Below are 12,244 nucleotides of genomic sequence, written 5' to 3' on the forward strand. Positions count from 1 at the left end.
GACAGACGTGGACGTGAGGAGCAGCGGATGGCAGTACAGACCGGACTGGGCGAGCCGCGCGGGCCGTGGTTCGTCTCGCCCGAGCTCGACCCCGACGGGCGTGGCCGTCGGGACATACCCGGTGGGGGCGGGGCCGACCGGCGGCGGAGCTGGCAGGGCCGGCTGCTGGCCGCCGCCGGGGTGGTGGCGCTGTCCACCCTGTCCGGTGCGGCGGCCGGCGCCTGGGTCGCCGACTCACCCGACGTGCCGGGCCCGGAGGCGGCGTCGGCCGCGCCGGTGCCGGCGGAGCTGGTGACCGCGGCCGAGCGCACCGTGCCGGGGGTGGTGTCGGTGCTGGTGGGCGGGGCCGCCGGAAGCTCGGCGACCGGGTCCGGGTTCGCCATCGACGACCAGCAGCACCTGATCACCAACGACCACATCCTCGCCAAGGGGGGCGGCGGGGCGGTGACGGTGGAACTGCCGGACGGCCGACGGTTCGCCGCCGAGGTCGTCGGCCGGGAGCCCGGCAGCGACCTGGCCGTGCTGCGGGTGCCGCCGGACGCCGGCCTGGCCCCGCTGCCGCTGGCCAAGCCGGGCGCCACCCGGGTCGGCGAGCCGGTGCTCGCGGTCGGGTCCCCGCTCGGGCTGGCCGGGACCGTCACCGCGGGTATCGTCAGCGCGCTCGACCGTCAGGTACGCCTCGGCACGAACCGGCACCGCGCCGTGCAGACCGACGCGTCCATCAATCCGGGCAACTCCGGCGGCCCGCTGGTCAACGCCCGAGGTGAGGTGGTCGGGGTGAACACCGCCATCGCCACCATCGACGGCAGCGGCTCGATCGGCATCGGCTTCGCCATCCCGATCGAGCAGGTGCAGCAGAGCGCCGACGCGATCATCGGAAAGGGCGGCTGACCTGGGCCGGGCCGCGCTCCCGGGCGGCACGGAGGGGAGAATTGGCAGATATTGGGCGTGGGATCATCGGCCCATGGAAATATCACGCTGAGTATGGATACTCGCGAGGATGGAGCGAGAAGTCATCGCGGCCCTGCTGGTGGTGGGCCTCCTCGTCGGATGCGGCGTCGGGTCGGCGTACGCGCGGGCCCGCCGCGGATGGGCCGACTACCGCACCGCGCGCAACACCGTCCCGGGCGCGCGCCGCGCCGCCTTCGGGCTGATCCGGGCCGTCACCACGAAGGTCGGCGTGATCGCGCTGCTGCTCGTCGGTGCGGTCGCGTACGCCGCCGGCTCCGGTGACGACCGCGCGGGACCGGCGCCGGGCCCCTCGGCGACCCCCACGGCCACGCACGGTGCCCGGGCGGGGCGCTAGCCTGCTCACGTGGACGACGGACTGCGGGTGACCGACCGGCTGGTGGTGCCGGCCGCCGAGCTTCGGGAACGCTTCTCCCGCTCGTCGGGCCCGGGCGGGCAGGGCGTCAACACCACCGACTCGCGGGTGGAGCTGAGCTTCGACGTCGCCGGCTCGCCGAGCCTGCCCGAGCCGTTGCGCGCCCGGGCCCTCGACCGCCTGGCCGGCCGGCTCGTCGACGGGGTGCTCACCATCGCCGCCAGCGAGCACCGGGCCCAACTCGCCAACCGGGAGGCGGCCCGGGAGCGGATGGCGGCCCTGCTGCGCGAGGCGGTCGCCCCGCCGCCCCCGCCGCGCCGCCCGACCCGCCCGTCGCGGGGCGCGAAGGAACGCCGCCTCGCCGACAAGAAGCGCCAGGCGCAGCGCAAGCGCGACCGCCGGGTCGACGGCGACTGACCGCGCCGCGCGCTGCGGCGTCCGTGCCGTGGCGGCTCCGTCCGTGCCGTGGCGGCTCGGGGCGGAACGTGGGAGGCGGTTGAGCGCGACGCCCGGGTCTGCTGGAATGGCTCCGGGAGCAACAGGGCCGTCACCGACCGCGTACGACGCCACGTGACAGGAGTTCCTCCGCCATGCCCCGAAAGCCCTTCCTCTCCGCCTTCCTCGCCGCCCTGGCGGCCGTGCCGCTGACGCTGCTGCTCGGGCTCGTCGCCGCGCCGCCCGCCCTGCCGGCCGCCGCCGAACCGGTGCGCGTCATGCCCCTCGGCGACTCCATCACCGGCTCGCCCGGCTGCTGGCGCTCCATCCTCTGGAACCGCCTCCAGTCCACCGGCCACACGAACGTCGACTTCGTCGGCACCCTCGGCCCGCAGGGCTGCGGCCAGCCGTACGACGGCGACAACGAGGGCCACGGCGGGTACCTGGTGACGAACGTCGCCAACCAGAACCTGCTGCCCGGCTGGCTCTCCGCCACCGACCCGGACGTCGTGCTCATGCACTTCGGCACCAACGACGTGTGGAGCAACATCGCCCCGGCGACCATCCTGGCCGCGTACTCCAAGCTGGTCGACCAGATGCGGGCCAGCAACCCGGCGATGCGGGTGATCGTCGCGAAGATCATTCCGATGGCCCCCGCGAGCTGCGCCGAGTGCGGGCAGCGGGTGGTGGCGCTCAACAGCGCGATCGACGGCTGGGCGGCGGGCAAGACCACCGCGCAGTCGCCGATCGTGGTCGTCGACCAGTGGACGGGCTTCAGCACCGCCGCCGACACCTACGACGGGGTGCACCCGAACGCCGCCGGTGACCAGAAGATGTCGGACCGCTGGTACCCGGCGGTGGTCGCCGCGCTGACCGGCACCACTCCCACGGCGACTCCCACGGTCACCCCCAGCGCGACCCCCACGGCCACGCCGACGCCCACCCCGTCCGTCACGCCGACGTTGTCGCCGCCGGTCACCCCGACCTCGAACCCCGGCGGCGGGTGCACGGCCGTCTACCGGATCGTCGGGCAGTGGCAGGGCGGCTTCCAGGGCGAGGTGACCGTGCGCAACACGGGCACCGCCGCGCTGGGCGGCTGGACGGTCCGGTTCGGCTACGCCGACGGCCAGCGGATCAACCAGGCGTGGAACGCCGACGTGACGCAGAGTGGAACCGCGGTCACCGCGCGGAACGTGGGCTGGAACGGCGGCCTCGCCCCCGGTGCCGAGGCGACCTTCGGGTTCCTCGCCAGCGCCGGCTCCAGCAACCCGGTGCCGCAGACGAGCTGCGCCACGTCCTGATCCCCGGCCGGGCCGCGCGCTCGGGCTGACAGCCCCGCCGCCGCCACCCTTCGTTTCCGTCCCTTTGCTCTGCACCCTGATACGCAACAGTCACCGTCGGTGACCGCTGCGCCCGCGGGTGCAGAGCAAAGGGCGGAGAAGTGGTGGGTGGGTGTGGGTGTGGAGGGGGCGGTCGGTGGAGGTCGGCGCGCGGCGCCGCCGGCCCGCCGTCAGCGGGTGTGGTGGTGCGCCGGCCCCGGCAGCAGCCAGTGGTTGAAGTCCCAGCTGAAGACCGAGGTGCAGGTCATCCGCTGGACGCCGGGCTTGAAGCCCCACAGGTCGAGCCGGCCGAGGCCGTGGGCGGCCAGCTCCGCCGCCGCCGGGTCGGTCGTCGCCAGGTCCGTGTCGTCGAGGACCACCATGCCGGACGGGGCCAGGTACTTCGGCGCGACCCGGGCGCAGACGGTGCGGGAGGCGCCGTCGATCACCACCACGTCCCAGGGGGCCCCGTCGGCGACCGCCGTCACGTACGGGGAGTCCGCCGAGCCGTCCCACCAGCCGTCGGCGCAGGGCACGTGCCGGATCTCCCCGTTGGCCGGCTGGGGGAGCTGGGCGAACCAGGCCGCGTCGTGCTCCACGGAGACGATCTCGCCGACCCGGCCGGGCCGGGCGAACCAGGACGTCGACGACCCCGAGCCGTACTCGAACACCCGCACGCCGGGGTGCAGCACCTCGTCCAGCCACCGCACGGCGGAGTAGCTGAGCCAGGGCAGCGGCCGGCCTTCGCCGTCGACGGGTGCTGCCCCCACGGACCGGTGCCAGCCCTGCCCGCGCAGGGTGGCCAGGGCCTCCAACGACGTCCGCGCCTCGCGGCGAGAGCGCGGAATGCCGGGCGCGGTGCGCAGGATCAGGCCCCGCGCCCGCCCGGCGAGTGATCGTCTGGTCATGGTGCTCCCGTTTCCTCGGCCTCGCGTGTACAGGGAGCCAACGAACGACGAGCACAAAAAGTGATGAAAGGTGCGAAACGGGGTGTGTCAGGCAGCGCCCAGCGCGGCGAGCAGGTGGGCCCGCAGGCCGGCCGCCCGCTCGGCGAAGCCCCGCTGGGCGGCGGCGTACTCGGCCCTTCCCTCCGGCGTCTCCACCCGCACCGGCGGGTAACCGAGCGCGGCGAGATCGTAGGGGCTGGCCCGCATGTCCAGGGTGCGGATCTCGCGGGCCAGCGCGAACGCGTCCGCCACCAGCTCGCTCGGCACCAGCGGGGAGAGCTTGTACGCCCACTTGTACAGGTCCATGTTGGCGTGCAGGCAGCCCGGCTGCTCCAGCTCGTGCTGGCGCTCCCGCGTCGGGGTGAGCACGTTCAGCGGCCGGGCCGGCGCGGTGAAGAACCGGTACGCGTCGAAGTGGCTGCACCGCACGCCCCGCTCCTGCACGACCTCGGCCGTGCGCGCCGGGCTGAGCCGCAGCGGCCACGCGTTGTGGCGTACCTCCTCCTGGGTCTGCCGGTAGACCATCGCCCACTCGTGCATCCCGAAGCAGCCCAGGTGCGCCGGCCGGCCCGCCGTCGCCGCGAGCAGGGCACGGATCCAGTCGACCGACTCGGCCCGCCGGGCGCGTACCGCGTCGGTGTCGAGGGTGAGCCCGGCGGACGTGGCGCGGTAGTCCCGGCCGAACTCGGCCGGGTCCGCGCCGCGCAGCGCGACCCCCGCGCCCGGGTGCCAACGGCGCAGCTGTGCGGGACGGTGCGAGTAGTAGGTGAAGAGGAAGTCCTCCACGGGGTGCTTGCGCCCGGCGCGGCGGCGGGCCAGGTGCGGGGCCAGCCACGCGTCGACCCGCTCCTCGTGGGCCCGCCGCCGCGCCTGCCAGTCGGCCAGGTCGAGCGGCGCGGCGGGAGCGAGGGCGGCGGTCACCCGACCAGCGTACGGCCGCCGCCCGGCCGCCCCCGCCGGCCCCGCGTCAGGGCACGTCGACCCGGACCCCGGCGGAGAACACCCCGCTGCGCAGCTCCAGCTGCCTGGGCCGGTCCGTGCCGTCGACCGTGAACACCAGCGGCAGCACCAGCCGGCTGCCCGCGGCCAGGGGCTGGCCGAAGACGTCCCGTCCCTGGTTGGCCAGTCGGGTGGCGGCCTCGTCGGCGCTGACCCAGGTGCCGCCCGGCAGGTACGCCCGCTGCATCTCGCCGTGCCAGGTCTGCTGCTCGGGGGTGAGGTTGCGCACCCCGACCGTGGCCTGGCACTGCCGCCCGGCGGTCGACGGCGTCGAGGGGCAGGCGATCCGGTAGACGGTGAACTCCAGCGCCTGCTCCCGCAGGGGCACACCGATCACGCCGGTGGTGCTGTGGCCCACCCACGCGCCGGTGCTCGGCTGCTTGGTGGTGTCGATCGCGGCGACCCGTCGGGTGGCCGTCAGCGTCGCGGCGAGCACCACGCCGGCCAGGACCGCGGCGGCCGCCCCCACCAGCAGCCACACCGGGGGCCTGCGCCGGCGGGCCACGGCGACCGGCGCGACCGGACGGGGCTGTCCGCCCTGGCCGGGTGCCGCCGCCGGGGCCGTGCCGGAGGACCCCGCGCCGGTGCCGGCGTAGACGGTCCCCGCACCGGCGGGCCGGTTCCCCGCACCGCCGGATCCGGTGCGCCCGCCGGTCGACGCGGCCGTGGCCCCGGCGCGGCGGTGCCGCTGCCACCACCAGAGCCCGCCGGCCGTGAGCAGGAACACCCCGGCCAGCGCGGCGAGCAGCGCCGCGGGCCGCCGCCAGGCCGGCGCGTTCGTGGCCTGGGCCACCGGGACCGGTGAGCGGTCCCAGGTCGCGGTCGCGCAGTCGTACGGCCGGTCGCCGCCGGCGGCGAAGGCGCAGGCCGGTGCGGACAGGGCGCGGCCCGGCGCGGCGGTGGTGAGCGCCGTGTGCAGGGTCGTGGTGCTGCGCGGCGGGAGCCGCAGCTGCCAGGTCACCTCCGTGGTGGTGGCCGAGCGGCTGGTCCGCCCCCCGGGTGTGACCCAGGTCGCCGACGTTCCGGGCGGCAGCTCCTGGCGCACGGTGGTGGCCACGGGCATGCTGCTGGCGTTGCGCACCTGGACCTGGTAGCCCGGGGCCGGCGTGCCGGCCGGCGTGACCGCCACCGTCACGGCGGACGGTGCGCCCCGCGTCGGCACGATCACGGACGGGGAGACCAGCGGCGGCGGCGCGGGGGCCGCGGGCGTCGCGGTGCCCGTCGGGGTCGCGGTGTCCGTCGGCGTCGGCGCCATCGTGGCCGCCGCCGCCCGGAGCGACCCCTGTGGCGGGGCGGCTCCGGGTGCGGTGGCCGCGGGCGTGGCGGGCTTCGGGGCCACCGTGGGCAGCGCCGGCACGGCGGCGAGAATGCCCAGGCAGTGCACGAACACTGCGAGGGCCCTGTGGTGTCGTCTCGATGCAGGCATACGAACGAACCTCCGGTAGCCGACGCTAGGTGCGGCTCCCCGCCGTGCGGGTACGAAGCGGCGAACCCGGCCCGCGGCGGCGGCATCCGGCGTACGCTGGCCCGCCGCGCGCCGCCAAGCGGCCGGCGCCGGTGCCGCCCGGGGCGGGCGGGCTAGATTGGCCTGGTGCGTATCGCTCGTTTCGCTCATGCCAAGGGAATGTCGTTCGGGGTCGTCGAGGGCGAACCGGGGGCGGGCCCGGAGGGCCTGACCGTCGCCGAGATCGAGGGTCACCCGTTCGGCCAGATCCAGTTCAGCGGCGCCCGGTGGGCGCTCTCCGACGTCCGGCTGCTCTCCCCGATCCTGCCCAGCAAGGTGGTCTGCGTCGGCCGTAACTACGCCGAGCACGCCGCCGAACTGGGCAACGACGTGCCCAAGGAGCCGCTGCTGTTCCTCAAGCCGTCCACCTCCGTGATCGGGCCACGGGACGCCATCCGGCTGCCGATCTTCTCCAAGCAGGTCGAGCACGAGGCCGAGCTGGCCGTGGTGATCGGCGCGCCGGGGGCCCGCCGGGCCGACCGGGCCGCCGCCGAGCGGGCCATCTTCGGCTACACCTGCGCCAACGACGTCACCGCGCGGGACCTCCAGCGCTCCGATGGGCAGTGGACCCGGGCCAAGGGCTTCGACTCGTTCTGCCCCATCGGCCCGTGGATCACCACGGGGCTCGACGTGACCGACCTGGAGGTCCGCTGCGAGGTCGGCCGCAACCCGGACGAGATGGAGGTACGCCAGCTCGGCCGCACCCGGGACATGGTCTTCGACGTGCCGGCCCTGGTGTCGTACGTCTCGCACGTGATGACGCTGCTCCCCGGGGACGTCGTCCTCACCGGCACGCCGGCCGGGGTTAGCCCGCTCACGGAGGGGGATACGGTCACCGTGCGTATCGAGGGGATCGGGGAGCTGAGCAACCCGGTCGTCCCGGTGACCTGAGTCGTCGGGAAGCCCGAAGCCGCAGGCCAGATGCGGTTTCGGGCCCCCGATTTGGCCTGTGGGGAGCGGGAGGGTAAAGTTTCTCTCCGGTGCCGCAAGGCGCCGAACGGCACCGCGAGGTGCCAATGGGGTATGGGGTAATTGGCAGCCCGACTGATTCTGGTTCAGTTAGTCTAGGTTCGAGTCCTGGTACCCCAGCAACCGGCGTTCGTGAGAGTGCCGGTCGCTGGATCAAGTCGGAGAGCGCTCCGGCCCGCGCAAGCGGGCCTGAATGATCTCTGGTAGTTTTCAGCGGCACCGCTCGGCAGGGCGGTGGAGCAAGACAGGTTCTGGCCCCGTCGTCTAGCGGCCCAGGACGCCGCCCTCTCAAGGCGGTAGCGCGGGTTCGAATCCCGTCGGGGCTACAGGTTCTCCAGCCCGTCTCACTGTGGTGAGGCGGGCTGATTTGCGTCCCAGGCTTCGTCGTGCCGGCGGTCGGCCTGGTGCCGGCCTGCTTCGTGCCAGCCTGCTTCGGTGCCGGGGCCTGTTTGGTTCCGGCGTTCTGCCTCGTGCGGGCCCGCCTGTCTCGTGCCGGCCGCCCGTTCTCGTGCGGCCCGTTCTCGTGCGGCCCGTTCTCGTGCGGGCGGCCTGTCGCGTGCCGGCCCGGGATGCCGTGGCGCGACGCGCACCCCTGTGCGCTCACCCCCGGGGCCCGTCGCTAGACTACAGCGGCACCGTCCGGCAGGGTGGTGAAGCAGCAAAGTTCTGGCCCCGTCGTCTAGCGGCCCAGGACGCCGCCCTCTCAAGGCGGTAGCGCGGGTTCGAATCCCGTCGGGGCTACACCCAGGAAGGCCCGTCTCACCCCCGGTGAGCCGGGCCTTCCCCCATTTCACCCACCCCGCCCTGCCCGCCCCCGCCCACTTCGTGTCGGTGATCAAGAGATTTGCGTCAGGTTCGGTGCGACAGATGACGCAAATCTCTTGATCACCGGGGGCAAAGGGGGAGGGGCGGGGGTGGGGGTGGGGGCAGGGTGGGGGTTAGAGGCCGCTCAGGCGTTGGCCGGCTCGGACGACGGCCATGGCGTGGCGTTCGCCGGGGCGGCGGCCGAGGCGTTCGATCGGGCCGGAGATGCTGATCGCGGCGATCACCCGGCCCGTGCGGTCACGGATCGGGGCCGAGACGCTCGCCACACCCGCCTCCCGCTCGGCGACGCTCTGCGCCCAGCCCCGGCGGCGCACCTCGGCGAGGGTGCGTCCGGTGAACTTCGACCGGGGCAGCAGCGGCATCACCGCCTCCGGCGGCTCCCAGGCCAGCAGGATCTGCGCCGCCGAACCGGCGGTCATCGGCAGCACCGAGCCCACCGGGACGGTGTCCCGCAGCCCGCTGGCCCGCTCGGCGGCGGCCACGCAGATCCGCTCGTCCGCGCGGCGCAGGTAGAGCTGGGCGCTCTCCCCGGTGGCGTCGCGCAGCGCGGCCAGCAGGGGCTCCGCCGCCGTCAGCAGCACGTCCGGCGCGGCGTTGGCGAGCTCACCGAGCCGGGGGCCGGGGCGCCAACGGCCCTGGGTGTCCCGGACGAGCATCCGGTGGATCTCCAGCGCCTGTGCCAGCCGGTGCGCGGTGGCCCGGGGCAGCTTGGTGCGTTCAACGAGTTCGGCCAGGCTGGCGCCGTCGACACAGGCGGCCAGGATGACCACCGCCTTGTCGAGAACGCCGACACCGCTCATACTGTGTCCCACAAGCCGAAATTTACCTCCCAGAATTTAGGATGTCCAGATGGTGGGAGACACTCGACCGAGGACCCTGGCCGAGAAGGTCTGGGACGCGCACGTCGTCCGGTCCGCCGACGGTGAACCGGACCTGCTCTACATCGACCTGCACCTGCTGCACGAGGTCACCAGCCCGCAGGCCTTCGACGGCCTGCGGCTCGCCGGCCGCCGCGTGCGCCGCACCGACCTCACGCTCGCGACCGAGGACCACAACACCCCCACGGGGTACGCCGACCCGGCGTTCTCGCAGCGGCGCGGCGACCTGCTCACGATCGCGGACCCCACCTCCCGCACCCAGATCGAGACGCTGCGCCGCAACTGCGCCGAGTTCGGCGTGCGGCTGCACCCGCTCGGCGACGCCAACCAGGGCATCGTGCACGTCATCGGTCCGCAGCTCGGCGTCACCCAGCCCGGCATGACGATCGTCTGTGGCGATTCCCACACCGCCACCCACGGCGCCTTCGGCGCGCTCGCCTTCGGCATCGGCACCAGCGAGGTCGAGCACGTGCTGGCCACCCAGACGCTGCCGCAGGCCCGCCCGAAGACGATGGCCGTGAACGTCACCGGCCAGCTCGGCCCCGGCGTCACCGCCAAGGACCTGGTGCTCGCCCTCATCGCCCAGGTCGGCACCGGCGGTGGCCGCGGCCACATCGTGGAGTACCGGGGCGAGGCGATCCGCGCGCTCTCCATGGAGGGGCGGATGACCGTCGCCAACATGTCGATCGAGTGGGGCGCCAAGGCCGGCATGATCGCGCCGGACGAGACCACCTTCGCGTACCTCAAGGGGCGGCCGAACGCGCCCCAGGGGGCCGACTGGGACGCGGCGGTGGAGTACTGGCGGAGCCTGCCCACCGACGAGGGCGCGACGTTCGACGCCGAGGTGACCCTCGACGCGAGCCTGATCACGCCGTTCGTCACCTGGGGCACGAACCCGGGCCAGGGTGCGCCGCTGGGCGCGGCCGTCCCCGACCCGGAGGAGTTCGCCGGCGAGTCCGAGCGGGCCGCCGCCCGCCGCGCGCTGGAGTACATGGACCTCACCCCCGGCACTCCGCTGCGCGACCTCTCCGTCGACGTGGTCTTCGTCGGCTCCTGCACCAACGGCCGCCTGGAGGACCTCCGCGCCGCCGCCGACGTGCTGCGCGGACACACGGTCGCCGACGGCGTACGGATGCTCGTGGTGCCCGGCTCGGCCGCCGTCCGGGAGGCCGCCGAGGCCGAGGGGCTGGACAAGGTCTTCACCGACGCCGGGGCCGAGTGGCGGTTCGCCGGCTGCTCGATGTGCCTGGGCATGAACCCGGACACGCTCGCCCCGGGTGAGCGTTCCGCCTCGACCTCCAACCGCAACTTCGAGGGCCGCCAGGGCCGGGGCGGACGCACCCACCTGGTGTCGCCGCCGGTCGCCGCCGCCACCGCCGTGGTCGGCCGGCTCGCCGCCCCCGCAGACCTGTAGAAGGGCAGCCGCACAGATGGACAAGTTCACCGTGCACACCGGCACCGCCGTGCCGCTGCGCCGTTCCAACGTGGACACGGATCAGATCATCCCCGCCGTGTACCTCAAGCGGGTGACCCGGACGGGATTCGCCGACGGGCTCTTCAACGCGTGGCGGGAGGACCCCTCATTCGTGTTGAACGATGCCGCGTATTCGGGTGCGTCGATTCTTGTGGCGGGCCCGGAGTTCGGCACGGGGTCTTCCCGGGAGCACGCCGTGTGGGCGCTGCGCGACTGGGGGTTCAAGGCGGTGGTCTCGCCCCGGTTCGGCGACATCTTCCGCGGCAATGCCCTCAAGGAGGGTCTGCTGCCGGTCGAGTTGGAATTGCGGGCCGTCGAGGAGTTGTGGTCCCTCGTCGAGTCCGACCCGGCCACCCCGGTCACCGTCGACCTGGCGTCCCGTGAGGTCCGGGCCGGGGACGCCACCTGGTCCTTCCCCCTCGACGACTTCAGCCGCTGGCGGCTGATGGAGGGGTTGGATGACATTGGACTCACTCTTCGGCACGAGCCCGACATCACCTCCTACGAGCGCGGCCGGAGGCCGTTCCTGCCCTCCGTGGCATAGCCGTACGCCCGATCCCGCATCGGTTTCCGCCCCCACCGGCCTCGCCGGTGGGGGCGAATCCGTTACGACACAAGGGCTTTTTTCCACCGAATGTTTGTGTCCAGGCAGCACAGGGCATACCGTGCGCGCAGAATGGCTCGCGTCGAGTCAGTTGCACAATCGGGAGGAAGTCGTGAACAAGGCCGAGCTCATCGAGGCGCTCGCCGTTCGCCTGGGGGACCGGAAGACGGCGACGGCCGCGCTCGACGCGGTCCTCGCTGAGGTCCAGGCGGCGGTCACCAAGGGCGAGAAGGTGGCGATCACCGGATTCGGAGCGTTCGAGAAGCGCGTCCGGGGTGCGCGAACAGCGCGCAACCCGCGTACCGGCGAGGCGGTGAAGGTCAAGAAGACATCCGTCCCGACCTTCCGGGCCGGCGCCGGTTTCAAGGAGATGGTGGCCAGCGGGAAGGTGCCGAAGGCCACGGTGGCGGCGAAGAAGACCGCCACGGCCGCCACCAAGGCGACGACCGCCAAGGCCACCACGGCCAAGGCGGCCGGGACCAAGGCCACCACGGCCAAGGCCACCACCGCGAAGGCGGCCGGGGCCAAGGCCGCCGGGGCGAAGGCCACCACGGCCAAGGCGGCCGGGGCCAAGGCGACGGGGGCGAAGGCCACCACCGCGAAGGCCACCACCGCGACGAAGAAGGCCGCCCCGGCGAAGGCGACCAAGACGACGGCGGCCAAGACCGCCACCAAGAAGGCCGCCCCGGCGAAGAAGTCGGCGGCGGCGACCAAGTCGACCGCGGCGAAGAAGACCACCACGGCGGCGGCCAGGAGCACCACGGCCAAGAGCACGGCGGCCAAGAAGGCGCCGGCGAAGAAGTCCCCGGCCAAGAAGGCGGCCACCAAGCGCTGACCGGCCGGCACCGTCCCGCGGGGCGCCCACCCGAACGGTGGGCGCCCCGCGGCGCGCGTGGGCCGGACAGCCCGCGCCGTCCCCACCGTTGACCGGCGGCGTGCCCCGCGCGGAGAATCGCCGAACCCCTC

At 74.0% G+C, this 12,244-nt stretch carries 12 protein-coding genes and 3 tRNA genes; 11 read left to right on the forward strand and 4 right to left on the reverse strand.

All coding sequences use genetic code 11. The annotated features are described in order from the left end of the window. Positions 1-27 precede the first annotated feature (27 nt). The 4 genes from LPU61_RS02860 to LPU61_RS02875 all read left to right on the forward strand — a co-directional run bounded on the left by LPU61_RS02860 (position 28) and on the right by LPU61_RS02875 (position 3,060). The gene (locus tag LPU61_RS02860; protein ID WP_229404016.1) at positions 28-891 is read left to right on the forward strand and encodes a S1C family serine protease; all 864 of its coding nucleotides are present in this window, start codon (positions 28-30) and stop codon (positions 889-891) included. A gap of 109 nt (positions 892-1,000) precedes the next feature. After that, on the forward strand, positions 1,001-1,306 hold the full coding sequence (locus LPU61_RS02865; protein WP_043962280.1) for a hypothetical protein: 306 nt from the start codon (positions 1,001-1,003) through the stop codon (positions 1,304-1,306). 9 nt (positions 1,307-1,315) lie between these two features. Next, entirely contained in the window at positions 1,316-1,741 is a 426-nt protein-coding gene (gene arfB, locus LPU61_RS02870) for an alternative ribosome rescue aminoacyl-tRNA hydrolase ArfB (RefSeq protein WP_043962281.1), read from the forward strand. A 173-nt stretch (positions 1,742-1,914) separates the two neighbouring features. Further along, on the forward strand, positions 1,915-3,060 hold the full coding sequence (locus LPU61_RS02875; protein ID WP_229404018.1) for a cellulose binding domain-containing protein: 1,146 nt from the start codon (positions 1,915-1,917) through the stop codon (positions 3,058-3,060). Between the two features lie 209 nt (positions 3,061-3,269). On the opposite strand, the gene LPU61_RS02880 is transcribed toward LPU61_RS02875, so the two are convergent. The 3 genes from LPU61_RS02880 to LPU61_RS02890 form a co-directional block, all read right to left on the reverse strand. Beyond that, positions 3,270-3,986: a class I SAM-dependent methyltransferase gene (locus LPU61_RS02880; protein WP_229404020.1), complete on the reverse strand. Its 717-nt coding sequence runs from the start codon at positions 3,984-3,986 to the stop codon at positions 3,270-3,272. A gap of 87 nt (positions 3,987-4,073) precedes the next feature. Next, positions 4,074-4,946 (reverse strand): 3-methyladenine DNA glycosylase, encoded by an 873-nt coding sequence (locus LPU61_RS02885; protein WP_229404022.1) that lies wholly within the window; start codon positions 4,944-4,946, stop codon positions 4,074-4,076. 46 nt (positions 4,947-4,992) lie between these two features. Continuing rightward, complete coding sequence (locus LPU61_RS02890) at positions 4,993-6,450, reverse strand: hypothetical protein (RefSeq protein ID WP_043962284.1); 1,458 nt, start codon at positions 6,448-6,450, stop codon at positions 4,993-4,995. A gap of 165 nt (positions 6,451-6,615) precedes the next feature. Here LPU61_RS02890 and LPU61_RS02895 point away from each other — a divergent pair, with 165 nt between their 5' ends. The 4 genes from LPU61_RS02895 (at position 6,616) to LPU61_RS02910 (ending at position 8,238) form a co-directional block, all read left to right on the forward strand. Next, complete coding sequence (locus LPU61_RS02895) at positions 6,616-7,419, forward strand: fumarylacetoacetate hydrolase family protein (protein WP_077936592.1); 804 nt, start codon at positions 6,616-6,618, stop codon at positions 7,417-7,419. Between the two features lie 126 nt (positions 7,420-7,545). Then, a tRNA-Gln gene (locus LPU61_RS02900) sits at positions 7,546-7,617 on the forward strand. Positions 7,618-7,750: 133 nt separating this feature from the next. Then, positions 7,751-7,823: transfer RNA gene (locus LPU61_RS02905), tRNA-Glu, on the forward strand. Positions 7,824-8,165: 342 nt separating this feature from the next. After that, a tRNA-Glu gene (locus tag LPU61_RS02910) sits at positions 8,166-8,238 on the forward strand. Positions 8,239-8,435: 197 nt separating this feature from the next. Here the strand turns inward: LPU61_RS02910 and LPU61_RS02915 are convergent. Next, positions 8,436-9,122 carry an IclR family transcriptional regulator gene (locus LPU61_RS02915; RefSeq protein WP_013284529.1) on the reverse strand — a complete coding sequence of 229 codons (687 nt, stop codon included), beginning with the start codon at positions 9,120-9,122 and terminating at the stop codon, positions 8,436-8,438. A 49-nt stretch (positions 9,123-9,171) separates the two neighbouring features. On the opposite strand from LPU61_RS02915, the gene leuC reads away from it, so the two are divergent. The 3 genes from leuC (at position 9,172) to LPU61_RS02930 (ending at position 12,113) form a co-directional block, all read left to right on the forward strand. Next, a complete protein-coding gene (leuC, locus tag LPU61_RS02920; protein ID WP_043962288.1) occupies positions 9,172-10,614 on the forward strand; it encodes a 3-isopropylmalate dehydratase large subunit in 1,443 nt (480 codons plus the stop codon). A gap of 16 nt (positions 10,615-10,630) precedes the next feature. Beyond that, positions 10,631-11,218, forward strand: a complete 588-nt coding sequence (gene leuD, locus LPU61_RS02925) for a 3-isopropylmalate dehydratase small subunit (protein ID WP_043962289.1) — start codon at positions 10,631-10,633, stop codon at positions 11,216-11,218. A 172-nt stretch (positions 11,219-11,390) separates the two neighbouring features. Continuing rightward, positions 11,391-12,113 (forward strand): HU family DNA-binding protein, encoded by a 723-nt coding sequence (locus LPU61_RS02930; RefSeq protein ID WP_043962290.1) that lies wholly within the window; start codon positions 11,391-11,393, stop codon positions 12,111-12,113. The last annotated feature ends 131 nt before the right edge of the window (positions 12,114-12,244 follow it).

This window comes from Micromonospora sp. NBRC 110038, from assembly GCF_020884815.1.
Classification (GTDB): Bacteria; Actinomycetota; Actinomycetes; order Mycobacteriales; family Micromonosporaceae; genus Micromonospora; species Micromonospora haikouensis.